Here is a 26,229-nt window from a genome sequence, read left to right as displayed (position 1 = left end):
GTCACCAGCGAAGCCCTGGCATCTCCGCAGGGTCACTCGCTGCAACGGCACAGCCCCGTTGATGGGCGCTCCAAGCTGTTCGCAGTGCGGATTCAAAGCGCGCCGCGAAGGCTTCCGGACGAAAGCGCTCAGCCCAGGCACGAATGGCTTCCGCATCCAGAGAACGCCAAAGTCGTTTCTGCTCAAACCACTCCACGGCCTTCACCAGCGACTCCACGGTTTGTTCTGGAAACAACACCCCAGTGGGCTCAGGAATCCCGGCAGCTGCACAACGCACCGTGTCCAACAGACCACCCCGGCCCAAACCAATCACCGGCGCTCCAGACGCCATTGCTTCCACCGGAGCGATGCCGAAGTCTTCCAGGCCGGCATACACAAAGGCCCGACAACGGGCCATAAGCTCTTCCACCTGCTGCTGTGACTGACGGCCGAGCAAGGTGACCGTTGGACCTGCCAAGGCCTCCAATCGCGCCCGCTCTGAACCATCCCCCACCACAAGCAGGGGCAGGCCCAAGCGGTTGAAGGCTTCCACCACCAGATCCACCCGCTTGTAAGGAACCAAACGGCACAGGCAGAGATAGACGTCGTCTCGATCGGCAGTCCAGCGAAAGCGCTCCACCTCCACGGGGGGATGGATCACGCTGGCTTCGCGCCCCCAGTACTTGCGGATTCGACGCGCCGTGAAACGGGAGTTGGCAATGAGGTGATCCACACGCTGGGCACTGAGTTGGTCCCATTGCCGCAGAGCATGCAACTGCCAGCGAATCAAAGGGCCCAGACCACGCCGAGCCAGAGCAGAACGCTGCAGATAAGCGTGCATCTGATCCCAGGCGTAACGCACGGGGGTGTGCACGTAGCTGATATGCAATTGCTCTGGTCCGGTGAGCACACCCTTGGCCACAAGGTGGCTGCTGCTGATCACCAACTCAAATGAACTGAGGTCGATCTGTTCGATCGCAAAGGGCAAAAGCGGCAGATACTGCTGCACGTGGCTGCGTCCCCATGGGAGCAACTGAATCGGACTGGTGAAAACCGATCGACCATGCAACCAACTGCCTGACCGCCGGGATTCAGCATCGATGAGAGCGGCAAGCTGTGGCTCACAATCGAAACGCTGAAGAAGAGCATCAACCTCTTGAACAACCTGTTCAGCTCCGCCGACTGAGCGGGGCGAAAACCATTCATGAACCAGAGCGATGCGCTGCGGGAGGGAATCTGAAACCGAGACCATCCCTCTAGATAACGAACACTACGAAGTGTCTCAGCTCATTGCAGGCGCAGGCCAGGATCACGATGCTGGTAAGTATGTCCAGCACGAACCTCACCATCAACATCCTCCTGGAGGAGGCGTTGAATGAACCGGACATCGGCACGACAAGCCGATTCCGTTGGCATGCCACAGCAGTGGGTATCGCCGCACTGTGGATTGACAACGCACCACCATCGACGCACCCCTTTGAGGATGCCCTCAAAGAGGGACTCAATGTGGGGCTCGACCTCAGTCGAGAGGAACGGGAGTTCCATCAAGTGGAACAAGGGCTAGTGCTCTTGTTCCATTCATGAAAAAAAGCAGAAGTAATGGAGATGGGGGACTGGTAAAACCATCACTGCTGACACTCCTCATCAATTTGGTTAGCTTGCATGGGAAGACACCTAAGTGAATTGGGCTTGGGAAGGTTGCCAGCAAAAACTTAACCCAGGTGATTTAGCCAATTTTCTTGTCTAACCTCATTAACATTTTCTGGCATCAAAGTGATTCATCTCGATCCAGATTTCAAAAGACTGAGCGAAGATCAGCGCACAGTGGCATTGAAATGCCTTTATGGACTAACCAGACACGCCAATGAAGAGCGCCCCTCAGGGCTGACGCAAATCCATTTGATTCATGCCATTGGAACAGCCTTGCTAGGCGTGGATCTGAATGTTCAAGACGCAGCAGTTGATCAAGATTCGCTAACTACACTCGCACAAGAATTCAAAGGAATCAGTGAGGCTGTGCGACATCGCCTCTTTCAACTTTTTACTCTTGCCGAACTGGTGCTTGACCCATTACCAGAGCAAGCCACAGAAACCTTAAAACATGCTGCAGAGGCACTGGGTGTAGAAGATGACTTTATTGAAATTGCACGTGAATACAGTCAAGGTGCTTACGGAATAGCTGCATCGGACCTGGCGCGTAAGGGTTACATAGGCAATCCAGATTTGGTGAAGCAGGGCGGTGAACTGATGCATGTGCACAAAACATTGACCGATCCTTTTGAAGTCGATGAAGATGATCCAGAATTATTGGATCAATGGCTTGCGCTTGAGAATTGCCCAAAGAATTCTTTAGGTCGATACATTTGGGAGTATTACCAAGGCCGTGGATTTGTTTTCACAGGACAAAAAGGAAGCGTAAACCCATCAATTGCCCAACACGATTGGATTCACTTACTTTGTGATTACAACACCACCATTGAGGGTGAACTGGAAGTATTCTCCTTCATTGGCTCAGCAATACCTGACATTAAAGGGTTCTCCTTCTTAGTAGCCATTGTTAGTTTGTTTGAAACCGGACGACTTGAATCATGGGGCGGAGGCGTACTCAACGCAGACAAAGGACACCTAGATTTGCCTGGAATGCCAGAACGGGTGGCCGATGCAATTCGGAGGGGGAGGACGTGCAACCGAGACGTAATGTACGGAATCGATTATTTTAATTACAAAGATATGCCAATTGATGATGTGAGGAGGCGCCTAAACATCGTCGAAAAAGATGAAGAGCTTGACTCACCAGGGGTTTGGCACCCCAATGGCATTACCGCTTATCAGCGCGAACACGGCAATAAGAAATACCAGCCACCAATCGCTGAATAAAACTTTGATTCTTTAAGACGGACGTCTGAAAAAGTCGTAACTTTGTCGGCTTTTCGACATTTATGCTTGGTTTGAAGGAAATGATCCTAAATTAATCAAAACCTATTTTTGTTCGATGAAAACGTTCGTTCGTACTGGCTTGACATTACTGGCATTATCAGCATGCGGTCAAACTGCTGGCTTCGCTCAAGAGATCGAATCAAACCTACAACAGGAGCAAAGATTGAATGAAGTGAACAATTATATGGCGCACGAGTTAGATGAGAGCGTCGACCAAGTCACGACCGTGACCGGTTTTTCAGACGTTCAACCAACCGACTGGGCATATCAAGCACTTAAACGCCTTGTAGAAGGATACGGATGTGTTGCTGGATATCCAGATTCCGGTTTTCGTGGAAACAGATCAATCAGCCGTTATGAAGCAGCAGCTTTATTAAATGCATGTCTCGAGAGAATAAGCGCAATCACCGATGAAATTAGACGACTAATACGTGAATTTGAGCCAGAGCTTGCAATCCTGAAAGGAAAAGTAGATGGATTAGAGGCTAATATTGGCGAGTTGGAAGCGATGCAATTCAGTACAACAACAAAATTAAATGTATTTGCCGTGTGGAATCTGAATGCCAACAGTTTCAGTGGTAGCGGCAAATCTGATGATTACAACGAGGCAAACGGTGGAACTACATATGCTTACACCATCCTGCCAATGCTCAAGACAAGCTTTACAGGCAAGGACATGTTTGAGGTGATTTTTTCAGCAAGCAACTTTGACTTGAATTCACCTTCATGCGGCAATCCATACCTCGGATCAGCATCAGCTTACTGCCTAGCCAGTGAGAATAAACTAGAAATTTATCGGATGTTTTATAAATTCCCAATAGGGGAAGATATTGAAATTACTGTTTCTCCTAGAATGCAGACGTTTGATTACATCACTGTTGGCACTGCAGCATTGTCTCCAAAGTCAGGCAATTTGGTTGGTCTGAGGAATCTTTATAATGACATGATCACATTTACCAATGTGCCAGCAGCATATCCTTACATTATCGGCGGAGGTGCTGCTATTAAATATAAGAAGAATGGATGGGCAGCAGACTTTGGGTACCTTACATCCAATTCCAATAGCAGCGACTCTACGTTGGGAATGGGAGGGGGAAAAACACAAGGGAATATGGCAGCTCAGCTCTCATACTCGAGTCAAAGAGCTGGATTCCAATTGGGGTGGACACGGACTCAATATGGAGACTCAGCAGCTGGCTCCACCTTCTACTACATGCAAGGCACACCTCTCGCAACAAACCCATTTTCAGAGAACGTATTTGTATCCCCCGCACCAATGACCGTTCAAACGGGTGGATTAGCAGGATATTGGTATATAACCGAAGATTTCTCAATTAGCGGTGGTGTTAACTTGGGATTCTACGAGTCAGATTTGACAACACAATATTCAAAACGCGGGGACGAAGCTATGTCCAAGGCTTGGCTTGCCACCTTGCAGTGGGAGAGATTTCCAACTGAGGAGACAACAATTGGTTTCGCCTTTGGTCAACCATCATCAATTCAATGGAGCGACGCAACACTTGGGGAAGATCATGGTGATCCTTGGATAGCCATGGCGAACCTGACCTGGCAAGTTAATAACTACATAACTGTAACTCCAATTATCTATTGGTTCCAAGGCATGGGCGGCAATCAAGATCAAAATGGATCATCCTTAGGTGCGTCCCTTATGACAACCTTCTACTTCTGATCGATAAACTTAGGTCCAGAAATAAAAGAAATCAATAAACTGTACAATTAAAGTACAGTTTATTGAAAAAACAATTTAGAATAGCGAAAAATGCAAGAAACATGTTAGTGTTAGTATAATACATTTACTTATATAGTGAAAGGCTAATAAGGCTCAGAAATTAATACAATATTGCTTTCTGGATCACGAACAAAAAGATGCTTCATTCTTAATCCAGCACCTACATCGATTGGCCCCCAGGAGACTTCAATGTCACCACGGTCAACAATTCTTTGGTATACCTCATCAATATTGTCAACCCAGAACTGGAACTGACAAACTCCAGAAAAAACCGTATGGGATGTAGGATTTGGTCGACGAAGGACAAAACCTTCAGGTTGCTGAATAAATTCCACCCTTAATTGAAAACCTTGAGGTGTGTCACATCGCATCATAATTACAATTGTTCCAAACTCTTTGAAATCATTACGACGGTCTTCCACGAAACCAAAGGCTTCCTTATACCACCGAGCCTGCTTCTCAGCATCAACACAAGCAAAACCTACTTGAAAAGAAGGACCAAGATTTAAAATTTTTCTGGAAAGATCCTTACTACATTGAGAGAGCTGATCTTTTTTAAAGCTGCCAATATCTTGAAGAGGCTCTGGCCAAACATAATCTGATACTAGATTGTCATCGAAAGAAGTACGAACAGTGCTGGATGGATTTTGCTCAGGCATAATGGAGAATAAGAAAGAACAAAATAAGATTGGTATTATTTGGCTTCGACAACAAGTCTCATCCCGATATCAGGTCCTTTATATAAAGGGTCAATCTTTAAACGTGCCGTTACTGCGGTTGCAATCGGGGTGTGGTACCAAGATCCACCTCTTAACAAACGCTCCTCCGGACCATTTAATTGCTCATTAGCGGAACCATCAGATGGGGCATGCTCATAGGAGCAGTAAACATCTTGACACCAATCAAATACATTACCAGACATATCACTTAGACCCCATGGATTAACAGGGTAACTATTAGGAGGTAGTGTTTTACAAACATAGTCGCCACGGGGGCCATTCTTCCAAGGGACTTCGGCCATATAATTTCCTATTTGATTGCTAATCATCTCTCCGCAATAAAAAGTGGATGTAGTACCTCCTCGGGCCGCATATTCCCATTCAGCCTCTGAAGGTAGCCTAAATTTGTAAGAGGTGGTAGAGGTAAGAAGATCGCAGAGTTTTTTGGCATCAAACCAATTAATACACTCTACGGGTAAAGAAGGATTCTTAAAAAAGGAAGGATTACTGCCAACAACTGCCTCATATAAATCCTGAGTAACAGGTGCTTGTGCCATTAAAAAGCTTTTAATGGATACCTCATGCTGGGGCATAGCATCGGGCCCGGTATCAGCAGTGGTCGACCCCATTAAAAAAGAGCCTGCAGGTATTTTAATAAACTCGAGATTAAATTGATTTAGCAGATTAATTGAAGAGGAATCAATAGAAGCTTCATTGAAAACAATGGAACCATCATGTTGTAAAGTAGGATACTGGAAAATTTTGGAAGTGAAGTCCATTGAATAAATAGGATAGAGTTGTGCGGATAGATCAGTTAGAGTTAAGAAAATCAATTACAGATTTTTCCCAAACTTCTTTGTCATCAAGATGAGAAAAGTGTCCAGAATTTGGACAATGGAGATAATGACCATTCTGAGCCTGTGAAGCCATCCATTTAATATGGTCTGGCGTATTTGTATCAAATTCAGAACTAATAAAGAGCGATGGTATTTCAATATTCTTAATATCATCGGTACGATTCCAATCCGCTAGCCAGCCAACAATTTCTACAGCGACTGGACCACATGCAGGTAGATACATCTCAAGATTAGGTGTTGTGAAGGTTCTCATAACAGGTTCAGGCCATTCGGACAAAGGATGACGGTATACGTGGACTGGATAATGTATATCCCAAAAAATTTGATTTAACTCTGGATCACTCAAGTTTTGCGATTCAATAATTTTAGCAGCGACCTCCCACTTATCCGGAGGATAAGAAGGAACAAGAACATCCGCACAATAACGATTATACTCTTTCAAATTTGAAACAGCATTTGATGCAACCAGCTGGGAAATCTTATCAGGATATCTAAGTACATAATCGATACACAAATAGCCTCCCCATGAATGGCCAATTAATTTCAGATCAGAACAAGAAGTCCTGAGGTAATCTACAACTTGATTAAGCTCGTTGATGAACCAATCAAAATCACAAAAGTCATAATTAGGAGCTTTCTCACTATAGTCAGTACCGATAGGACCATACATTGTTACTGAGAAACCCTGGTCAGCAAGGCTTTGTGCAGTTGAAATTAAATAATCATGAGTTGTACCAGGTCCTCCTTGAACAAGTAAAATCCTAGGATGATCAGGATTACCATAGGTAATTGCCCATGCGTTCAGTGAACCCAGTGGTGTGTTGATCGGGATTTCAAACTCAGTGAAGAGTACAGACATAACAGAGAAAAATGGGATGAGAACCTAGAGACCTTGAAAGTCGTACAAGAAAAAACCAGACAAATCCAACATATCCTGTACTTTATGATTAGGAAACTTTTGAATAGCTTTATTTTTATAAAGATCAGTGGTCATACCGGGAAGAGTAATAATTGGAATCATGGCTTCAAGGTATTCGATACAAGTTTGGACCATGCCTGAATCACCAACAGCTCCATGACCTGGAATAATTGAACGATAAATAGAAAAATCTATATTCCTAAGTTGGGAAAGCCATTGAGTGGCATTAGGTTGTCCATCCTGAAGACGCTCGCCAAGAAAAAGATGACAATTATTATATAACATATCACCAGCAACAAGAACTGCTAACTCAGGGATTTCAGCATAAAAAGCAGATTGATATTCTAAATGTCTTGCGATTGACCATTTAATATGTATTCCATCAACAAGCTCTTCGAGTTCATCAAAAGAACAATTGGGAACGTATACAGATTCTGAAAGACAATCAACTGGTAATTGATTTTTCTTGAGTGCAAGAATACCGTCTCCATTTTTGGCAATAAATTCAATTGTGGAAGACTGTGCAAAAATATCATGATCACTAAAAGCAAAAGTACCCATCCAATGATCAGGATGCTCATGAGTAATCACAATGCGATGGATGTCTTTGCCAGACGCATTGCAAAAACTACGAATTTCCTTGGCAACACCATAATGTAGGGGTAGGTCAATAAGGATGAGCTTGGTATTTAGCTCAATAATAGTGCTATTAACTCCTTCCCAACCACCCTCAGTCGGACTACTAATTACGTGGATAACAACATTCTGAACAGGGAAATCAAGTTGGGTGTGGGTACCCAGCTTGAAAAAGGAGCTAGAGGTAGAGACAGACATTCTCACTTGCCATATTTTTGATTCAGAGCATTGTCGATCATGTAACCAAATGGGGTGGATGACTCAACAGATAGCGCCGTCACAAATGGCCAGTCATAGTGAGTGCAGGGACAACTACGAAGCACGTACGGGTTAGAAAGAACACGGCCTTTCTCTCCAACCGCCAATTCTACGATTGTTTGAACAGGGTAATTAAAACCAGGGGTAACGAGGTCAGTCCCTGCATTGCCAGATTGAGCACCATCAAGTGGATAAGGCAGAGGATCTGTAAAGTCCCAGTCACGGGGATGGGCACAAATAACCTTACCGTCAATAATACTTTTACCAGTCTCAGGATTACGAGCCCAAACAAGGCCTCCAACGGCATAGCAAATGGTTGCAATTAATTTATCGGAGGCAAATGCATCAACAAGAAGCTTATGAAGCTTAGAATTGCCATTCATGTCTAACGGGGCACCTGGGCCCCCGATAAGAACAATAGCTTCATAGTCACTCATCTTGGCATCTTTAATCGCAATAGGATTATCGAGTGCAGTTGAAGCCCAAAGAGCCTTACATCTATCAACGACACTTTGTGGATTGACCTTAATATTCTGAACAGTGTCAAGTGCATCAGGATCCATGCTGATGACATGAGGCAATGGCTTGATACCTTGCTCAGTAGCAAGAGTAACGTTGTGGCCCTTCTCGTTGAGGACATCCCAAGGACCTTGTAATTCCTCTGCCCAAACACCGAGGTTTGAGGCGACCATAAGGATTGATGCCATGGCTCTGCTGAAAAGTAAAAAATCCTTAGCTAAAAACTAAGAACATCAATTACAATTTAGCTCGACGAAGCCATGGAGCAATATTCTTCATTGTTTCTTTCCCATTGGGAAAGAAGAGATACAAAACTAGTGGAGATAAGCAGAGGCAAAAAGTCACAAAAGGCCTGGTGCATGCAATAGTTTAATCAAATCTCAGGGGATGGTGGCTGAATACCATTGAAAGCAGCAATAATTGGTGCAGTATCACAATAGGACTTCCAACGAACAATCTTGCCGTCCTCAATGGTCATCCACGAAGCAAAGATGATTTCAAAAGTGATATTGGTTTTTATAATTGTTGCTTTATCGCGAACCAAGCCAACAGCAGTATTACCTTCACAAACAAGTCCTACACTTTTAAACTCTTTAACTTCGCAAACACCGTCTCTTTTAGTGAACTGATGAGTAACCTCGTCGAGACCCCTTGCAGTTCCAATCCAAGGGATAACATCACTACCATCTTTGATTTGTGGAACATTGATCCAAACGATGTCTGGATGAAGCAGAGAGATCGCACTGGCGTAATCAGCTCGATCCAATCCGTCGAACCAAGCTTCTGCGACAGATTTCGTTGAAGCAGTCATAGGAGTTGCAGTAAAGAATGGAACAAAGCTAAAGAGCAGCTGAGGACAATAAAGGATTAAACCAAAATGTCCTCCTGGATAATGTTCTGCAGAGCACGTTCGGCCACTGCAGCAATCGTAAGAGCTGGATTCATACAGGTACTGGAACCTGGAATTAGAGATCCATCAACGACATACAAGCCCTTCTGACCCTGGACACGTCCAAAAGAATCACAGACACTACCCATTGCAGCTCCTCCAAGTTGATGACCAGTAATTTGAACATCAGGAGGAATAATCTCCCCACCATTAGCCTGTTGGAAGCGATCGAGCAACGCTTGTGATGCTGAAATAGCATCATAATCAAGCTCATATTCGATATCAAGACCATTGGTATCTTTATTAAAAGTTAGGCGACCGCGGTGATGAGAGTTTGAAAAGATAAAAGTCCCAATAGCATTATGATCGGGAAACAAGCGATCAAACTTGGTAAGTGGTGCGCGCATCATGATGGCGGGTCTTATGGGATTCTCATAGTTCAAAATGGCAATAGCACCAGGTCCGCCAAGATGGGGATTGGTTTTTTCATCAAGTTCAGTACGTATTGCAAAAGTATCTCCGTCGTTGCCAAGGTTGGAACCAAGCTCAGAGGGTAGATTGGAAATTGTGTTGTTGGATTGTGCTCTCAAGAGGAGCTCACAGGTGCCAAGAACACCAGCCGCCAAAAACAATTGGTTGCAACTAAAAAGCTTCGTCTCAATCACATCGCCCTTGGTGTTGATTCGCGATGTTTCTATGATGTATAATCCATCTTCGTTCTCTGAAATCGAATTGACAAGATGAAGAGGTCTGATCTCGACTGATCCAGTTTCTTCGGCAAGTTTTAGATAGTTAGTGTCTAAAGTTTGCTTAGCACCGCTATTTTGGCCAAACCAGAACTCAGCTTTAATCTGTGAAGCCACACGTTTATTAGCAATTTCTTCCCTTGTGGCATCCCAATCAATTCCCATCTTAAATCTAACATAACCATCTTTCATTCCATTGTTGGTACTACTGCATTCCGTAAAACCAGCCTTTTCTGCCTGAGAAACAAGCGACCTTAATCCTAAATAATATTCAGAATTTAGAATATCATCAGGAATCGGTGAAGAGCCGATTGTCTTATGAACAACTGGAAAGTACGTATCTCGCATTTCAGAATAATCAATCATTGGTATTTGATTATTCCAGAGCTCCTCGGGAGGTTCAATCAGAATCCCTCCATAACAATGAGATCCACCGCCGACAGCAGCACCCACCAAAAAAGTATACTTACCATGCTTCACACATTCCATAATTCCTGTGTGCTTGGTTATAGGTAATCCTTCATAAGCAGGAGTTTCTGAGCGTCCAGTATCATTCAACCACTCAGCACGACCATCAAGACTGTCAAAAGTACTGAAGGTTTCGTTGACTGTTGGATCCTGGATGGTCCAACGTTTACCTCGCTCAATAACAAGCGTTTTGATGCCAGCCTCAGCAAGCCGCAGGGCAGCAACAGACCCACCGAATCCACTTCCGATGACGATAGCAGGTGAGTGTTCCATAAAATAACAAGAGGAGATACTTAATTTTATTCAGCAGTAGGACTGAATGCATCAAGAATAAGAATTTTACGTTCGTAAAGCCAAACACCATTGTGTTTTGTCACGAGATCATCGTAGGTTCCCGTTCTAATAATATGAGCTGGATTGACCCCGATGTTCATAGCAATAATGTACGAAGCAGATCGTGCTCCACGTGGATCCGGCTCGATCAAAAGGTTACAGATCCAATGACGGGTTGTTGAAATATCCGGAAAAGAAGAATGGGCTTCGATCAACTTGTCACGACCCTTGGCCTCAAATAAGACCGATCCATCTTGCATAACAATTTGAAAAGTACCGTCAGGATGGAAAGTGTCTGCCCAAGTTTCTGCTGGGTTGCCATCAAGAACACGTGTCAATGCATCAAGAGAGTGAAAATGTCTCGCGTTGAGATTTTGAATTTCAAGCCTATCTTCTGATGTCAGATTGTTCATGAATAAAATGAAATTTACTGATTAAAAAGCTAATAATTGAGGATCTAACTCATACTGCGTATGCGATTGGTAAGTTTGTGATCAACTCCAAAAACCTGCTCGGCTACAGCCAATTCGTCTTTACCATCATGTGCAACATTACCTAATTTGCACTCAGGGTGATCAAGCAAAATATTGGCGCACTCTTCAAATCCATGCCAAAGTGCATCTGTTAGCGGCGTGTAACCATTGATCTTACCCTGGACATTAATGACCTTGCTGGTCATCTTTGGTGAGCTTAAGAGTACCTTTAAGACATCAGGGCGGCCATTATATGTAGCCTTATGGATGGGATAACCCTTAAAAACCCAATCAAAAACGTCTACTTCAGCACCAGCATCTAGAAGAAGTTTGACAATATCAAGGTGATTATCCCTTGCAGCAACAATTAAAGGAGTATGACCATCACTAAAAGTATTAACATGGGGATAAACAGTTTCAACAGTGTGACCACTAGCGATGAGTTGCTTTACAAGTTCGGCATCACCTTTCTCCGTAGCAGCCATCACTTTGTGTTCTTCAATTAATGACAAACATTGATCCCGGTAACCTTCAATATCTGATTTGATGGCTGCCATTGTTGCCTTACCTTCTGGAGTCGCTTGGACTTTGGTCTCATACTCAAGGTGATCCCATAAAGAGAAACCGTAGTGTGTTTTTGTATTTAAATTGGGCTTACAGCTAACAAGATGTTTCACAACGTCTGGAGCTAAGTACCAAAGGGCATCCATGATTGGTGTATGCCCCATTGTGGGTGTGACCGCATCGATAAAAGATCCCGCGTCGGTTAAAAGTTTGGCAATTTCAGCATTCTGCCCTTGGCAAGCTTTGTGAAGCGCAGTAGCACCAGTGAAACTGTCGGTGGTGAAAACATCAGCACCAGCATCTAAAAGTAACCTGACAATTTCAGTCTGGCCCTGACAAGCTGCCATCATCAAAACCGTTAGCCCTGTAACACTGTTTCGCACATTGGGATTAGCTCCCATGAGAAGACAATGCTTAACAGAGTTGACATTATTAGCCGAAACGGCCTCAAGAAGTTGATCTGGCAAGTTAGCTTTCAACGCTTCTATTAATTCACTAAGATCGGCATAGATAGTCCATTCTAAAATATGGTGAACAGTATTAAACTTAAAGACATGAAGCTCATCTGATTTAAACAAAGTACCAGTCGATAAGCATTCAGCTTCAACCTTTACATTCAAAAATGCTGTAGATGATTGGTGGTGAATAGACTCAACAGTAGAATTTTTTAAATGAATGGTCGCTTGTTTTGATTCGAAAAATTCTCGAATCTGTTGTGAGCCATGAAATAGACCTGTGAATGGAATAATGTTGTTTGCACTAGTTTTAGGAAAGCAAATAGAGCCCTTGTTTGCAAAATGACTGAGGATTGCCTCAATGTCACCAGACTTAGTGTCTTCCCAAAGTTGATCAATGCGTTGTTGTAGGTCCATGAATTAATTTGAGATGAAGGGTAGTCCGATTTCCAGGAGTAAAGTATGGAAATCAAAATGGATATGGCCTTGCTTCAGGGCCCAAAACCCACTCGGAACGCACAGCCATGGTGACCAAACCCCACCACTCACTCAAACCACTATGCTCGGGATCCAGGAAGGCTTGAAGTTGAGGTGAAGCAACCATAGATTTCAAATCAAGCATCGAATTAGCACTGAGATGCGTAACAGCATCAAAAGGCGGAGCACCTCCTGCTTCGTAAAGACGTTCCTTAGAGAGACAACAGAGAACACGAACTAGATTTGGGATGTTGGCTCCTTGAATCTTGTCTGAATAGCCGGATGTGTACAAACTTCTGAAATCAGTTAAACTCATATCACGTTTTTTCTTGTGAAAAAGCATAATTTTGTATTCAGGAAATTCGGCATCACTTGGATCAACACCCATTACTTCATGAGCTTCAGTGTCAAGACCAATGGTCTGCCAAGAAGCAGCCCAATTTGGTTCATCGTGCAACGCTCCATCAAGAAATTCAGGGGTTTTGATCGAATCCGCTTGTGCTTGCTCATTATCCAGCCATATCTCTGCTATACCAGAAAATTCAATTTCTCTATCTTGCCCAGGTATATCAATTCTTGAGTTGACTTTGTATTTCCTAATTTGAGGAATTTTGCGGGCAAACTTTAAGGCATGAACGTATCTCCAGTAATCCTGAAACTCAGCCTCGCTTAAACCAGGACGGGGAGCTGCCAGAATATGCTGGTGAATCATGAGGTCAAGACTGATTTGGACGGATTTACTTATCCATTACTAGTCTTAGCAACGAAGACTAAATTTGGCAGCAAACAGACCCCGAAGTCACAGTGTGTTGACAAAAGCCAATCATTCTGGCTCTGAGCCAGCGCAGAGCTGCTCTATAAAAGTTTTCTCGTCGAAGCAAGTAATAACTTTTGAGATAAGATTCTCGTCATCAAAATAGAACAACGACATGCCTGTGTAGACAATTGCTTTGTTGGTAGGGAAACAACCTAGCAACTCTTTCTTGTGAGTTCCTTCAACGCGCCAATATATCAATGCAGTCTTATTGTCAACCAAGGTTTCAAGAATAAGACGCATAAATGCAAGAGCTCTTTGAAACATGGAGACATAATCAAAGAAATCATCAAAACCTACAGGCACATCGCTACCTGAAGCGTAAAACTCTACAGACGGACTAACAATTCTAGTTGCCGTATTTTTATCAGACTGGTCGGCAACCTTGGCATAGAAATCATCAACTAACATCGCCATAAGCAGATTTTCTGAAGATTTCATGGCACAAAATGAAGTTGAATATCCCACCAAAGCCCAAAATCATTTGTATCAAGCGCTTCGGAATAACTGTGCATTAGTAATAGTAAAAAGTCTAGCGATAGTAGAGAAAACTTGGGTTTCTTGCTAAAATCAAAAAAAATCTGCCCTAATGATGAAAACAATTGCCGTCGTAGGTGCCACCGGAGCCATGGGTCGTTCAATCGTGCACTCTTTAATCGATCATCCCAGCAATGGATTTAGAGTACGCGCATTAACTCGTAATCCTATGGGTAAGCGCGCCAAGGAATTAGAGAATTACAGCGACAGAATAGTTGCGGTTCAAGCAGATACAAGTGATCAGAAAAGCCTAGAAGAAGCTTTTAGAGGAGTGGATGGTGTTTTTTGCAACACTGATTATTGGACTGCTGGAAGTCGTGTTCAGGAAGTTGTCCAGTCCATCAATGTTGCTACAGCATGCTTAAAGGAGTCTGTTGAGCATCTCGTTTATAGTTCACTAGAATACGTTTCAGCAATTACTAAAAGCACTCTAGCGGTTCCATATTTTGACTCAAAAGCAGAATCAGCTGAATACATACAAGCGATTCTTCCTAAGGCAACTATTCTTGTTACAGCACCTTACTACGAGAATTTTATGGGGTATGCATTGCCAGAAAAACGTGAAGGGAGTGAAGAAGGTGTGGAATTTGTCTTCAGAGATCCAATGGCAGACAAGCCATACACAATGGTTGCACTCGATGATATTGGAAGATTCGCAGCTTATGCATTTTCCGAATTCGAGAGCGTGAAAGGTAAGAAACTATTTGTTGCTTCAGGTTCGCCGACAATGATGGAAATTGCGGAAACTTTTTCAAGCGTAACTGGAATAAAAGCTGTTTATGAACCAATGTCCTTGAAAGAATTCCGTGAAAAATCACGGGCAACAGTAAATGATATCCCAGACAGTCCAGACGGAGAATTTGTAGGCAATATGTTTGAATTTATACGGGATTATGGAATTGATCGAGACTATGAATTTATTAAATCTATAAATCCAGAGGTGATGGATTTCGAGAAATGGCTACGACACACAGGTTGGAAGGGTGAGCCTGTAGGTGTGCAAAACTATTTCGTGACACAAACGGAAAAATAATAAGCAGCCAAATAAAGATTTAGGGTTAACTCTTAAGTTAATGAATAGTGTGGGGTCATATGGGTTCGTATGACTCCGTCATTGGTTTGATTAAATCACTGACCGCAGCGTACGCCAATCAAATCAGGTCTGATATCTCCATCGAGAACTAGATTAATTAGGTAGGGACCATCATGGTTGAGCATCCTATCAATTGCTTCTCCAACTTGATCTGGCCTAACAACACGTTCTCCACTCACACCAAAACTATTAGCTATCACACTGAAGCAAATTTCAGGTTTTGATAAATCAAAGGGTACTGGAAACTCTCTACCTTCAATTCCACGTTCTTGCCAGAATTTTGAGATATTGGACTGAAGAAGTTTGTATGATCGATTTTGACAAACAATAAATTTTGCTGCAACATTATGCCTTACTGCAGTCCACAAACACTGAATGGTGTACATACTCCCCCCATCACCGGAAAAGCCAATAACACATCGATCGGGGTAGGCTATTTTTGCGCCAATGGCGCCTGGAAATCCTGTACCGAGGGAACCCCCACGCGTCAACATACGATCACCGGGTTTTTGGCCAGGAAGGTAGCGATTCACCGGAGGTGAATTGGTTAAGGCTTCATCAAATATAATAGTTTCCTTTGGAAGCTTATCTGCCAATGTTTTAATAAAGTATCCGGAACGCATGGAACGATTGATACCGTCATAGGCCTCAGATGGATACGGAGGTTCAACTTGATAATTTTGATCTACGTTGTTATGAACTACAGGTGATTCTGACTCGAGCTTTGATCGTCTTTGTTGAGCTGCGTTGTGCCAGCTAGACGAGAGTGATTTAAGAATGGGCAATAACCCTGTAACGACAGAATGGGGTTCAGCCACATAAGATATATCTACCCTATGGTTTTTAGCGATGTTATCAACGTTGGTATCCACATGAATAATCGTGGCATCCTCATTGAAAATGTCACCGAGATGAGGAAAAACTTCGGGCAGTAAATAACAGCCCAAAGTAAGACATAAATCACATGATTGCATGATCGGAAGACTCTGATCACCAAACATATGCCCAGTGCTTCCATAATTTAATAGGTGGTCATCAGGAAAATTAATTTCACCACCATCTGCCGAATAAACCTTGGCGCCGAGTGTTTCTGCAAGATCAACAATTTTTTCAACACCTCCGGTCCAGGCCACACCATCGCCAACCAAAATAATGGGGTTCTGTGCTGACTGAATTGCAGAAACCATACGGTCCAAATCCAGCGAGCCTGGACATGTTTCAAGGCTTGGGATATGAGCGGGGATTATTTTCTCCGTAATTTCAGCATCCAGAATGTCTTCAGGGAGGCAAAGATAAACAGGTCCACAGGGAGGTGTTGCTGCAACCTTGATAGCACGGCGAACCATCCTCAAAAGACTGGATGGATGTTGAACCATTGCAGACCACTTTGTCACTGGCTCTGCCATTGCAACCAGATCTGCAGCCATCTGGGCATCCATCGCTTGATATTTAATACCAGCATCTCCCCCAATAACAACGAGTGGAGCCTGCCCACGCATGGCTTGATAAAGATTACCAATGGCGTTCCCTAGTCCAGGTGAACTGTGAATCTGAACAAGAGCAGGTTTCAATCGTGCCCTCGCATATCCATCTGCACACAGCACAGCAATAGACTCTTGCAAGGTGAGAATGTATTTCATCTCTGGCACATCAGCCAGAGCATCAAGAAATCCCTGCTCAACTGTCCCAGGATTTCCAAACATATGGTCCATTCCGTTGGCAAGAAATTGCCTCAGGATTGCCTCATGGCCTTTCATAGTGAAATAAGAATGGGGTGAGCGATGAGGCGCCCTGTAAGGCGCCATTGTCTTGAGTTACCAGCCGAAGCGTTTCAAACCCTGCTCCAAGACTTTGATTATCAGCTCACCAACTAATGCAGAATCTTGTGTAGAGCGACCGGTGAGGAAAGGATAATCCAAGATCGTGGATAGATTTTTGCCGACACCTCCATGGTATTTACCGTTGGGTCCTGTAGCATCGCGCAAAATATATTCCAAGGGATAAAATGGAGGGCCAAAGTTGGCAGATGTATTCATAGGTTGACCATCATATCCATACATTTGGGCAAATCCCGTTCCCTCTTTGTAATCATATTCCCTTGCATGACCGGTAACATTCTTACCCCATATAATGCTTTTACGTTCAGTCCAGTCACGAGCAAAAGCCAGACAAGTTACGCAGTAACATTCAGCAGCAATTAATTTGTCCCGGTCTACGTAACCCAGGATCAAGTTATGCAGTCTTTCGTTGTTGACCATATCTACCATTGGGCCACTACCTCCTGGAAGTAGAAGGGCATCATAAGGATCAACATACTCCTTCCAGAATTCTTCACGTCTTTCGTGGAAAGCTGCTAATTCTAAACCAAAATTAGGGCCATTAAAATATGGCATCAATGAGATTTTTTCAGATAAATTAATTGGATTGCCTAAAAGATTTGATTCATGAACCTCAGTGGTTCGCTTAGCAAAGTGCGCGTCAGTTACAACCTTATTAAGTGGGGGATCGAGATATCCTTCTTCCATACTGGGAGGCAGCGCAGGCGGCTTGCGGCCAAACGCAGTCATAAAGTCAAGCTGATAACCGGCCTTTGTCAGTACGTCTAGAGGGCCAATCAACTCTTCGCCCCAGTAGCCCCACTCAGAAAGGACGACAAGAATTCTTTTTGCCATAGCCAACAAGGATCGAGGTCAGAGTGTTGCTTCACTCATTTCAACCATAGACACCTATAGTGAATTTGGCATCTATAAAGACACAGGTGCTTGCACTATCCAAACCAACTTTGTGTGGAATCACTGACCACTTTTTTGATTTCTCTAGCAATTCTGTGAGTGTTACTGTGAATGGGTTACATCTTCGTTCAATAATTGCGAGGACACTTACTTATGGCTATCAGTAGTTAGAGCTTCTACGTCAGTCACAATGCTTTTGTTGCCATCGTTCAGCACTGACCATATTAATTCTGACAAGATTGAGTCAGTAAGCCTGCTCGGGACTGTCCACCGTCGTCGTTGGAAGTGGAATCCATTCGATACTGGTTTAGATATGGTTCGTCTCTCTGAAACGGTTTGGCAAATATCTCATCCTGTCGTGGGACCTCAACCACCAGATGTAAGCGGTCTTTACACAGTCCGTTTGGTTGTCAATCATTCTCTTCAAAAACAGCTGAAAACAACACTCTCCAATAAGACAGATGGTGTCTGGGACTTGGTAGAAACTTGCGACGGGAGAGGAACACGTAATATCAATTTTAAAGTTGATGTTAGTCAATCCCTTACTTTTCAGTTTGATTCGTCAACGATGACACTAGCTATTACTCCCAGTGCTGGTGTTGAGACCTTACATCATGTTGATACTTTTGACAGCTTTGAATTGAACGGTTTTCCCTGGGATGACCAGAATATGTTTGAAAAGTTTGACTGTCGTATTAAGGGTCGAGAATTTGTCCAGACATCTTCTGATGTCTGGTCTATCGATGTCCCCTTACGCAAGGATGGTGGTATTGATTTTCGTGCCGATGGGGTTTATCAGTTTTTAATCTCCTCTAACCGAGATGAAGACTATGGTTTCTCTGGCTTTAACGATGGTTCTAACACTCTGGTTCAAGGTACTGGATTTGGAAGCAGTCATGGAACTTCTAAGCATTCCGGCTGCACAGTGCAAGTCTTCAGTGATGGACTATATCGTTTCAGCCTTCACTCTCCAGAATCCCCTAATCCGAAATTTTCTGTTGAAGCAGCACCATCCAATCCGTCTCTACCTGCACCAAAAGTTCTCAATCAGCGTGCGTCGTATCAACTTCTAGGTAGTATTTTTGCTGAAAATCAGTTCGATCCTACTCATCCTGATCGTCAAATGAGGTTAATGGAAGGTGGTGTCAATTACAACCTATCTACATCTGTTAAAGCTGGATTTCATGTGGTTAACATCGCCATCAGTTCAGAGTTATTTTTAGACACTATGGGGTTGGGATGTTGGCTTGATCTTCAGGATGATGAAACTTCACAAGCCTTGGAATGTGTAACATGGCATGGCAAGCCTCACGAGTTAAATATCTGTTTTGAAGTTGATAAGGATTGCAAGTTAGATTTTACTTTTAATCCGGATACAGATCGCTTATCTATTAAAGTTGTGGATAGCTCAGCCTTGCTTACTCCTGTTTCTTCTATATCAGAAATGTCCCTTGTTGGTTCCTTTGACGATACGAAACAAATGGAACCATGGAGTCCCACTTCCTCGCTCAACTTGATGAATCCACTCCTGCCAGGATGTTTTGAAAAAGTGGTTCATTTAGTTGCCGGCAAAACATATAGTTATAAATACGTTGCCAATCGCTCTCCTTGGGCTTTGGTTTATGCCGATTATGAACTTGATTGTCACGGCTATGATTTCTCTGGAAGTATTCCAGATGCCGCCGATCCCAGTAAGCGCTCATTAAAACGCTATGGTCAGTTGACTTCGCATGGGAATCCACCTGCACTTGAATTTACAGCCACGCATACTGGTCAATATCGCTTTTATGTGGATGTGGTATTTGGAGGTTATTCAGTTAAGCCATTTGTATAACTCATTTGATTAAGTTAAAAGCTATACAGATCCGTTCATCATCGCTGCTAATCGGAACCGTTTCATGGGGGAGGTAACTGGGGAAGAGAACAGCCATACCTTCTTTGGGGGTGACCATTTTCATATTGTTTGATGGGAACACCAAGTTCCCTTCTTTCTTTTGCTCATCAGCAGATTCTGATGGTAATTTGATATAAACGACTCCACTGACGAGGGATTCTGGATGGATATGGCGTTTTTGGTGACCTCCTTTTTTTAGTACCACACACCAACCGCTCAGTTCTAGATTGCCCTTTTTCTGATCTCTGATCTTCTGCAGAAGTGGTTTATTCTCCATGTATGCTCTTGCTGCTCCATTAAGACGTATACATAAATCCTGGATATATTTTGATTGACTTTCTTTTAATATTTCATGACTTTGCAGTCCATACCGGGTTGGTTTTCCAGCTCGATTCCATATCAAACTCTCTGTATTTTTTACAGTATCGATAAGATCTTCCAAACACTTTTTTCTCTCAAAAGCGGAATAAAGTTCAACTGTTTTAATCTGAACTTCCGAATCAAAAGCTTCAATACCTCCTAGTTTTTCCTGATTTTCTTTTGGTAGCTCATTAACCGCAGCCCAGAACTCAATTGGCTCTATTAACCCTTCATTTTCTCTAAGCCTTCTTTCGGCCTCACCCCAATGTTCTTTTTCAATATCTTGATAAATTGCTGTCAGACAATTTTTGTCACTCTGAAGTAATTTCTCGATTTGCTCCTGCGCCTCAGGTGCATTTGGAACAATTTGCTGGCATCGTATAAAGCAACTTAATGCTCTTTCCCGTTCACCAATGTTGACTAAAAAAAGACCATAGTTGAAGTGACTTAAAAAGGCATTTCTATATTTCTGTGTAAGCCTTTTGTGGAGTATCTCTGCCTTATCGTAGTTTCCAAGCTCACTCTGTGTAATGGCCAATTGTGTAGCAATACTAGGATCATCTGGGTTGACTAGCATTGCCTGCTCAAGAACTTTTTTAGACTCCACGAGACGCCCGCTTTCGATCAATATCTTGGACAGCATGCACTGTATCTCACTATTCTTGGGATTCTGTGGTGCTAGTACTCTGAGGTTCCGTAATGCCGTTTTCTGGTCACCTAGATCTAGGGCACTCTGAGTGACCATATACAAAATTTGTGGATGTATCTTTTCTATTTGAGCTTTTGTTTGAAGCTCTTCAAATGCTCTAATTGTCTCGGCATGTCTTCCTTGCATGTGCAGCAATCTGACAAGATTCATGCTGCCTTCGATGGCCGTATCACTTTCTTTGATTGCTTGGCGAAAGAAGTTTTCTGCTTCAATATGGTTACCTGCCATCGCAGCCTGCACACCCTTTCTATTGTTGGAGGTATTACCTGCTGTCATAATTTTGTTGCAAAAAAGAGGGCATGATGACCATGCCCTCTTAATTTAACGATTGACGTCAGCCTTCGTCAGAGTGTTAGAGAGTTGTAAACTCTTCGTCCAGCTCAGCATCCTTGAGTGACTGGGTGATTTCTGCATTCAACCCCTTGAGTGAAAGGCTGAAATCAGCACCTCTTTGTTGCTTAGTAAACAACAGATAGTTCCAACCTGTGTCGTCAACAGTCTTCAGATTAGTCATATCGAGGACCATGCCCTGCAGCCCATTCAATTTCTCCACTTCCTTTTTGAGAAGTGGGAGTTTGCAGCGGGTCAGCTCGCCGTCCAATGCAAAAGTAACAATGCCATCCTGATAGCTCATCAAATCAGCACTGAAACCCAAGCCTGCAGGTTCGATCCTGACACGAACGCGAACGGGCTTATCCGACTCAGGCAGATTGACAATCAAGTTGGCGCGATCGAAATCAGTGTAGGACTTGTCATCAATCCAAACCTCGGAAAGCTCAACGCTGCCAGCAGGCAGTAGATCAGGAGCAACACGTAGTTTATTCTCAGGCCAAGCATGGGGATCCGGCTGGAAATAAAAGTCCATCGGTTCCTTGTTCACCAATAAATTTGAATAGATTGCTGCAAGAAAGCAGAGCTCGAAGGAGTGGTAACCAGCCATGGAATGGCTTCCTTTTCCACGCTCTCCACCCAATGCATAGGGTTGACCATTCGAAAGAACGTTGAAATAGATGCCGCCAGCGTCGTAATCGAGGAACCAACCGTTGTAGAAGGCAGAACCTTCCCTTGCGTAGCGGAGGTATTCAGGCTTGTCGTTATAGACACCAGCCATGATGTAATAAGCCAGAATCCCCTGTTCCTGCTGCCACCATGCTTTGCGGTCGTGCCAGACACGACGGTAATGCTCTTCCCCATCCTTCAAGGTGCGCTCCATCATGTCGTACCAGCCACCGCGCTGATTATCACAACCTGCGCCTGGAATTGCATCAGCAATCTGGTGAGCGAATGTCTTGTAGCTCTCCTTGGGCATCAGACTGTGCATCCTAGTGAGATTCCAGGCAACTTTGAGGTTGTGACCCACAACGCACCGAGCCTGATGAATCCCCCACTTCAAGTCATGGCTCCAGTCTTCATAGAACTTCTCGTTCATGAATGGGCTGTAGCCATAATCCGGGAAATGCTCGCAAATCGTGTCGAAAGTATCTTCTAGAAACGTTCCATAGTTCTCATCTCCAGTAGCTAAATACAAGTTGATGAGATAAGCCGGAGCATGGTCACCAACGGAGTTCCAATTTTTCTTGGCCTTGTTGACACCAAGGGAATCAGCCTTGGCATCGAACGTGACGGGGTCAACGTGTGAATAGTATCCACCGTATGGACCATGATCTTTGTAATAGCGGTTAAGGAATGAGATCGTGTCGTCAATGTCCTGCTTAATGCTTTCACCACCAATCAGTCGCCACGTCTGAGTCGGGCCAGCGAGAGCATAAATTTGTTCATAACAAGGAATTGCATTGCCACCTTCGTCACCACCGGCAGTGGAGCCCATGTACTTGCGAACACTGCCATCTTCTTGGATATCAATTTGGCTATACCAGTAGCAGATCCCTTCGCTCTTATTTTGGTGCCTGAAATGGCGCTGCATGTATTCAGTTCCGTTCTTGGCTGCCTGCAAAGCCCGTTCATCGCCAGTGATCATGTAAGCCGTGGCAAAGCCGTAAATCAAGCGTGAGATGGTATCAAGATTTTGAACACCATCCTGCTTTTTACCCTCGGAACTGAGATCTGTTCTGAATTTTTTGAAGTCAATGGCTTCACCTTCAACCACTCGGAACTGAGCTTCCAAATAGAAATTCAGGAGTTGCTGAATCTGATGAATCCACCAATTCTGATCTTCAAATCTCAGATCATCCTTGCCTCGACCAAACAGCAACATGTGCTTGGCTTCAAACTTCAACCTGTCTGATTCAGGATAGAAAAGGCCATAAACATGAATGAAACGGCCTTCAACCAAGATTTGACTGAGGTCGGGAGCCATCTGAAATGGCTCGCCAAGGTTCCTGACCAGCTCAGCATATGCTGCGTCAGTAATTTTGACTGTGTACATCCTTCCATCGGATGTTTCAAGCTCTACTTCACCTTTGCAGTCGAAAACATCGGGGTACGAAACGCTACGAATATAACCAGCGATCAGGTCAGAAAAAGGGAAATTAAGCTGATTGGAAGATGCCATGACTGGATTGAATGTGAGGTTTGTAGAGAATGTATAAGGGTTAAATCAAAGTTATGTCGACGCCCGAGAGACGAGCGTCACGATGCTGCGGCCAGTTACCAAATAGCTGTTTCCTTGAACAGCAACCTGCTGATCGGGAGACGCGATGTCCTGAGGTGAAGGCAAAGCAGTATCTATTGCTCGATACCAGACTAAGCCAGGAATTTGAGGAATTTCAAATTCGATGGCATCCCAAAACATGTTGAACATAACGTGAACATTGTGAGTCTGATCTGTATCCTCCGCCGTGTCTCCAAGGGTCATCGCAAGACATCGAGCTTCACTGTTGTCCCAGCCTGGATTGTTCAATTGCGTACCATGCCAGCTAATATCGGAAAGCCCGAACTTGTTTGATTCACCTGTGAAATAACGACCACGGAAATGGTCAATATACATTTTTCTTTTCCCAATTAGGAGTGACCAGAATCGAATCATCTCCTGACTTTCTTTTGATTCAATCTGATCCCAGTTATACCAATTGATCTCGTTATCATGGCAATAGGTGTTGTTGTTGCCACCTTGGCTCCGCATGTATTCATCTCCACCAACAATCATGGGCACACCCATAGAAAGCATATGAATTGCGGCAAAGTTCTTGACCTGCCTTTTTCTCATATCATTAATCCATTGATCGTCAGTCTCGCCCTCGACGCCACAATTCCAACTTAAATTTTCATCAATTCCGTCGTTATTATCTTCCCCATTCGCCCAGTTATGCTTTTCGTTATACGCAGTTAAATCATAAAGAGTAAATCCATCATGTGCCGTGACGAAGTTCACACTATTGACAGGTTCATGGTGGTGCCACTGATAGAGATCTGCACTGCCCGTTATGCGTGAGGCCACCTCACTGATGATGCCCGCATCACCTTTAATAAAACGACGAATGCAATCCCTGTATTTACCGTTCCACTCGGCCCATCGCGCTCCTGGAAAATAACCAATTTGGTACAGACCTGCAGCATCCCAAGCTTCAGCAATCACCTTGCTCTTGCCAAGAATATCGTCGAGTTCAATCGCCCAAATCACTGGAGGATGCTCTAATGGAGAACCGTCTTCGCCTCGACTCAACACAGAACCTTCATCGAATCGGAAACCATCAACATGCATCTCATCCACCCAAAACCTTAGTGAATCGAGAATCAGCTTTTCGCCAACGGGATGATTACAGTTAAATGTGTTGCCACATCCTGTGTAGTCGTAGTAATACTCTTTTGATCCATTAGCACCAGTCAGATAGTAATATGTTGAATTATCAATTCCCCTGAAGCTGAACATCGGCCCCTGATGATTACCCTCATCCGTATGGTTGTAAACCACATCAAGGATCACTTCGATTCCTGCATTGTGTAGAGCTTTCACCATGTCACGGAACTCCTTGATATGAGTTCCTACATCCGCGCTTACGCAATAACCCTGGTGAGGCGCGAAATAGCCCATGGTGCTATAGCCCCAATAGTTCACTAATTTGCGGCCTTCATGTTCCTTGGTGACATCTGTGTGGTCGAAGCTGAAGCAGGGAAGAAGCTCGACAGCCGTGACACCAAGACTTTTCAGATAAGGAATTTTTTCGATCAGTCCCAGATAAGTGCCTGGATGTTTAACGCCACTGGTCGGACTCTTGGTAAAGCCCCCGACATGCATTTCATAAACAACCGTATCGGCCATCGGGCGTTTCAGGGGCTGATCCCCTTCCCAGTCGTAGTCGCCGGTGTCGATAACAACGCTGCGCATGCTGCTGTGCAGGTTGTTCCCAGGTGTGCAGGCAGCTCCGCGATTCCAAAGGGCCAGACTGTTTCCTTTGGAATACGGATCGACAAGAACCTTCTCTGGATCGAAGCGATGGCCGTTCCAGGGTTCACGGGGACCGTCCACCCGGTAGGCATAGCCCATGCCAGGTTTGACGCCTTCGATGAAGGCATGCCAGATGTTGAAGCTTCTGTTTTCAGTCGCACTGAGGGTAATGACCTTGACCGGCTCAAGGTCTTCAGGTCGAGTGAAAATCAGCAGTTGAACCCCAGTAGCACTGCCGCTGAACAGAGAAAAGTTCACGCCGTCTGCTTCGACGGTGCTTCCAAAAGGGTGAGGAGACCCGGTGTAACGACGAAATGCTGTGCCCTGTGGTTCGAGCGGATTGCCCCTAAGCGATGCAATGACAGGAGGAGCGCTAATCGTCATGGAGGTAATCGATGCAGAGAAAAAGGCAGAAGAAGAGTCGTCAGCCCCTAGAACTTTCCGTACCTGGTACGAATCGGTCTTATCTTGGATAGCAGCGTTTGCATATAAGGGGGGAGGTCGACCTGGGAAATATCAGCTCGCACTGACAATGAATACTTAATAAAAAAGTGATGAATCGCGCAAGGGGGTCGTTATTGATGTAGGGCCCATGGCACCCTCAAGGTCCCTTGGGTCGATTGAAGCGAAGATGCAACGGTCGCCCAATCGATTAACTCTTAGTTTGATTCAAGTTCTTCAACCAAACTCTTCATGTGCAAAAAGAGACATTGATATTAACGAGACACGTTTTTTCTGATCAGGCCAGGCACTTCCCCGCCAGCCC

At 44.2% G+C, this 26,229-nt stretch carries 22 protein-coding genes; 5 read left to right on the top strand and 17 right to left on the bottom strand.

Annotated elements, in window-relative coordinates:
- Window position 1: 1 nt before the first annotated feature.
- Entirely contained in the window at window positions 2-1,231 is a 1,230-nt protein-coding gene (locus SYNCC9605_RS04225; RefSeq protein ID WP_011363829.1) for a glycosyltransferase, read from the bottom strand.
- 62 nt (window positions 1,232-1,293) lie between these two features.
- Here SYNCC9605_RS04225 and SYNCC9605_RS04220 point away from each other — a divergent pair, with 62 nt between their 5' ends.
- The 3 genes from SYNCC9605_RS04220 (at window position 1,294) to SYNCC9605_RS13730 (ending at window position 4,606) form a co-directional block, all read left to right on the top strand.
- Window positions 1,294-1,563 (top strand): hypothetical protein, encoded by a 270-nt coding sequence (locus SYNCC9605_RS04220; protein ID WP_011363828.1) that lies wholly within the window; start codon window positions 1,294-1,296, stop codon window positions 1,561-1,563.
- A 189-nt stretch (window positions 1,564-1,752) separates the two neighbouring features.
- Window positions 1,753-2,856: a hypothetical protein gene (locus SYNCC9605_RS04215; protein ID WP_011363827.1), complete on the top strand. Its 1,104-nt coding sequence runs from the start codon at window positions 1,753-1,755 to the stop codon at window positions 2,854-2,856.
- A gap of 115 nt (window positions 2,857-2,971) precedes the next feature.
- A complete protein-coding gene (locus SYNCC9605_RS13730) occupies window positions 2,972-4,606 on the top strand; it encodes an iron uptake porin (RefSeq protein ID WP_011363826.1) in 1,635 nt (544 codons plus the stop codon).
- 143 nt (window positions 4,607-4,749) lie between these two features.
- On the opposite strand, the gene SYNCC9605_RS14490 is transcribed toward SYNCC9605_RS13730, so the two are convergent.
- The 11 genes from SYNCC9605_RS14490 to SYNCC9605_RS04165 all read right to left on the bottom strand — a co-directional run bounded on the left by SYNCC9605_RS14490 (window position 4,750) and on the right by SYNCC9605_RS04165 (window position 14,234).
- A complete protein-coding gene (locus SYNCC9605_RS14490) occupies window positions 4,750-5,325 on the bottom strand; it encodes a VOC family protein (RefSeq protein WP_011363825.1) in 576 nt (191 codons plus the stop codon).
- Between the two features lie 35 nt (window positions 5,326-5,360).
- Window positions 5,361-6,164, bottom strand: a complete 804-nt coding sequence (locus tag SYNCC9605_RS13725; protein WP_071813006.1) for a formylglycine-generating enzyme family protein — start codon at window positions 6,162-6,164, stop codon at window positions 5,361-5,363.
- Between the two features lie 31 nt (window positions 6,165-6,195).
- Window positions 6,196-7,101: a proline iminopeptidase-family hydrolase gene (locus tag SYNCC9605_RS13720; protein WP_011363823.1), complete on the bottom strand. Its 906-nt coding sequence runs from the start codon at window positions 7,099-7,101 to the stop codon at window positions 6,196-6,198.
- A 24-nt stretch (window positions 7,102-7,125) separates the two neighbouring features.
- A complete protein-coding gene (locus tag SYNCC9605_RS13715; protein WP_071813005.1) occupies window positions 7,126-7,995 on the bottom strand; it encodes an MBL fold metallo-hydrolase in 870 nt (289 codons plus the stop codon).
- A 2-nt stretch (window positions 7,996-7,997) separates the two neighbouring features.
- A complete protein-coding gene (locus tag SYNCC9605_RS13710) occupies window positions 7,998-8,762 on the bottom strand; it encodes a DJ-1/PfpI family protein (RefSeq protein WP_011363821.1) in 765 nt (254 codons plus the stop codon).
- A 185-nt stretch (window positions 8,763-8,947) separates the two neighbouring features.
- Window positions 8,948-9,385, bottom strand: coding sequence for a nuclear transport factor 2 family protein (locus SYNCC9605_RS04190; RefSeq protein WP_011363820.1), 438 nt, complete (start codon window positions 9,383-9,385; stop codon window positions 8,948-8,950).
- 56 nt (window positions 9,386-9,441) lie between these two features.
- Window positions 9,442-10,950, bottom strand: coding sequence for a GMC family oxidoreductase (locus SYNCC9605_RS13705; RefSeq protein ID WP_011363819.1), 1,509 nt, complete (start codon window positions 10,948-10,950; stop codon window positions 9,442-9,444).
- A gap of 26 nt (window positions 10,951-10,976) precedes the next feature.
- Window positions 10,977-11,423, bottom strand: coding sequence for a nuclear transport factor 2 family protein (locus tag SYNCC9605_RS13700; protein WP_011363818.1), 447 nt, complete (start codon window positions 11,421-11,423; stop codon window positions 10,977-10,979).
- A 44-nt stretch (window positions 11,424-11,467) separates the two neighbouring features.
- The gene (locus tag SYNCC9605_RS04175) at window positions 11,468-12,919 is read right to left on the bottom strand and encodes an ankyrin repeat domain-containing protein (protein WP_011363817.1); all 1,452 of its coding nucleotides are present in this window, start codon (window positions 12,917-12,919) and stop codon (window positions 11,468-11,470) included.
- 52 nt (window positions 12,920-12,971) lie between these two features.
- On the bottom strand, window positions 12,972-13,691 hold the full coding sequence (locus SYNCC9605_RS04170) for an EthD domain-containing protein (protein WP_011363816.1): 720 nt from the start codon (window positions 13,689-13,691) through the stop codon (window positions 12,972-12,974).
- Between the two features lie 111 nt (window positions 13,692-13,802).
- Entirely contained in the window at window positions 13,803-14,234 is a 432-nt protein-coding gene (locus tag SYNCC9605_RS04165) for an ester cyclase (RefSeq protein ID WP_041434477.1), read from the bottom strand.
- A 151-nt stretch (window positions 14,235-14,385) separates the two neighbouring features.
- Between SYNCC9605_RS04165 and SYNCC9605_RS13695 the strand changes: the two genes are divergently transcribed.
- Complete coding sequence (locus SYNCC9605_RS13695) at window positions 14,386-15,363, top strand: NmrA/HSCARG family protein (protein ID WP_257929939.1); 978 nt, start codon at window positions 14,386-14,388, stop codon at window positions 15,361-15,363.
- 95 nt (window positions 15,364-15,458) lie between these two features.
- On the opposite strand, the gene SYNCC9605_RS13690 is transcribed toward SYNCC9605_RS13695, so the two are convergent.
- Together SYNCC9605_RS13690 and SYNCC9605_RS04155 are read right to left on the bottom strand one after the other, a co-directional pair.
- Complete coding sequence (locus SYNCC9605_RS13690) at window positions 15,459-17,228, bottom strand: thiamine pyrophosphate-binding protein (RefSeq protein ID WP_011363813.1); 1,770 nt, start codon at window positions 17,226-17,228, stop codon at window positions 15,459-15,461.
- A gap of 9 nt (window positions 17,229-17,237) precedes the next feature.
- Window positions 17,238-18,095, bottom strand: coding sequence for a type 1 glutamine amidotransferase domain-containing protein (locus SYNCC9605_RS04155; protein ID WP_041435517.1), 858 nt, complete (start codon window positions 18,093-18,095; stop codon window positions 17,238-17,240).
- 259 nt (window positions 18,096-18,354) lie between these two features.
- On the opposite strand from SYNCC9605_RS04155, the gene SYNCC9605_RS14485 reads away from it, so the two are divergent.
- Window positions 18,355-19,989 carry a hypothetical protein gene (locus SYNCC9605_RS14485; protein ID WP_156782979.1) on the top strand — a complete coding sequence of 545 codons (1,635 nt, stop codon included), beginning with the start codon at window positions 18,355-18,357 and terminating at the stop codon, window positions 19,987-19,989.
- 1 nt (window position 19,990) lies between these two features.
- On the opposite strand, the gene SYNCC9605_RS04145 is transcribed toward SYNCC9605_RS14485, so the two are convergent.
- From SYNCC9605_RS04145 to glgX, 3 genes are all read right to left on the bottom strand, one after another.
- Window positions 19,991-21,394 carry a 2OG-Fe(II) oxygenase family protein gene (locus tag SYNCC9605_RS04145; protein WP_011363810.1) on the bottom strand — a complete coding sequence of 468 codons (1,404 nt, stop codon included), beginning with the start codon at window positions 21,392-21,394 and terminating at the stop codon, window positions 19,991-19,993.
- 76 nt (window positions 21,395-21,470) lie between these two features.
- Window positions 21,471-23,630, bottom strand: a complete 2,160-nt coding sequence (locus SYNCC9605_RS04140) for an AGE family epimerase/isomerase (RefSeq protein WP_011363809.1) — start codon at window positions 23,628-23,630, stop codon at window positions 21,471-21,473.
- Between the two features lie 51 nt (window positions 23,631-23,681).
- On the bottom strand, window positions 23,682-25,847 hold the full coding sequence (gene glgX / locus SYNCC9605_RS04135) for a glycogen debranching protein GlgX (protein WP_011363808.1): 2,166 nt from the start codon (window positions 25,845-25,847) through the stop codon (window positions 23,682-23,684).
- Between the last annotated feature and the right edge of the window lie 382 nt (window positions 25,848-26,229).

The organism is Synechococcus sp. CC9605 (genome assembly GCF_000012625.1).
Classification (GTDB): Bacteria; Cyanobacteriota; Cyanobacteriia; order PCC-6307; family Cyanobiaceae; genus Parasynechococcus.
Note: the sequence above shows the minus strand (reverse complement) of the source record. Positions and strands in the feature narration are given on the sequence as shown.

Excerpts from the sequence above, each read along its gene's own strand:
- SYNCC9605_RS13715 (WP_071813005.1), bottom strand. The coding sequence starts at position 7,995 with ATGTCTGTCTCTACCTCTAGCTCCTTTTTCAAGCTGGGTACCCACACC.
- SYNCC9605_RS14490 (WP_011363825.1), bottom strand. The coding sequence starts at position 5,325 with ATGCCTGAGCAAAATCCATCCAGCACTGTTCGTACTTCTTTCGATGAC.
- SYNCC9605_RS04220 (WP_011363828.1), top strand. The coding sequence starts at position 1,294 with ATGCTGGTAAGTATGTCCAGCACGAACCTCACCATCAACATCCTCCTG.
- glgX (WP_011363808.1), bottom strand. The coding sequence starts at position 25,847 with ATGACGATTAGCGCTCCTCCTGTCATTGCATCGCTTAGGGGCAATCCG.
- SYNCC9605_RS13710 (WP_011363821.1), bottom strand. The coding sequence starts at position 8,762 with ATGGCATCAATCCTTATGGTCGCCTCAAACCTCGGTGTTTGGGCAGAG.
- SYNCC9605_RS04190 (WP_011363820.1), bottom strand. The coding sequence starts at position 9,385 with ATGACTGCTTCAACGAAATCTGTCGCAGAAGCTTGGTTCGACGGATTG.
- SYNCC9605_RS13725 (WP_071813006.1), bottom strand. The coding sequence starts at position 6,164 with ATGGACTTCACTTCCAAAATTTTCCAGTATCCTACTTTACAACATGAT.
- SYNCC9605_RS13720 (WP_011363823.1), bottom strand. The coding sequence starts at position 7,101 with ATGTCTGTACTCTTCACTGAGTTTGAAATCCCGATCAACACACCACTG.
- SYNCC9605_RS13705 (WP_011363819.1), bottom strand. The coding sequence starts at position 10,950 with ATGGAACACTCACCTGCTATCGTCATCGGAAGTGGATTCGGTGGGTCT.
- SYNCC9605_RS04170 (WP_011363816.1), bottom strand. The coding sequence starts at position 13,691 with ATGATTCACCAGCATATTCTGGCAGCTCCCCGTCCTGGTTTAAGCGAG.
- SYNCC9605_RS13695 (WP_257929939.1), top strand. The coding sequence starts at position 14,386 with ATGAAAACAATTGCCGTCGTAGGTGCCACCGGAGCCATGGGTCGTTCA.
- SYNCC9605_RS04140 (WP_011363809.1), bottom strand. The coding sequence starts at position 23,630 with ATGGCATCTTCCAATCAGCTTAATTTCCCTTTTTCTGACCTGATCGCT.
- SYNCC9605_RS13690 (WP_011363813.1), bottom strand. The coding sequence starts at position 17,228 with ATGGCGCCTTACAGGGCGCCTCATCGCTCACCCCATTCTTATTTCACT.
- SYNCC9605_RS13730 (WP_011363826.1), top strand. The coding sequence starts at position 2,972 with ATGAAAACGTTCGTTCGTACTGGCTTGACATTACTGGCATTATCAGCA.
- SYNCC9605_RS04145 (WP_011363810.1), bottom strand. The coding sequence starts at position 21,394 with ATGACAGCAGGTAATACCTCCAACAATAGAAAGGGTGTGCAGGCTGCG.
- SYNCC9605_RS04155 (WP_041435517.1), bottom strand. The coding sequence starts at position 18,095 with ATGGCAAAAAGAATTCTTGTCGTCCTTTCTGAGTGGGGCTACTGGGGC.
- SYNCC9605_RS13700 (WP_011363818.1), bottom strand. The coding sequence starts at position 11,423 with ATGAACAATCTGACATCAGAAGATAGGCTTGAAATTCAAAATCTCAAC.
- SYNCC9605_RS04225 (WP_011363829.1), bottom strand. The coding sequence starts at position 1,231 with ATGGTCTCGGTTTCAGATTCCCTCCCGCAGCGCATCGCTCTGGTTCAT.
- SYNCC9605_RS04165 (WP_041434477.1), bottom strand. The coding sequence starts at position 14,234 with ATGAAATCTTCAGAAAATCTGCTTATGGCGATGTTAGTTGATGATTTC.
- SYNCC9605_RS04175 (WP_011363817.1), bottom strand. The coding sequence starts at position 12,919 with ATGGACCTACAACAACGCATTGATCAACTTTGGGAAGACACTAAGTCT.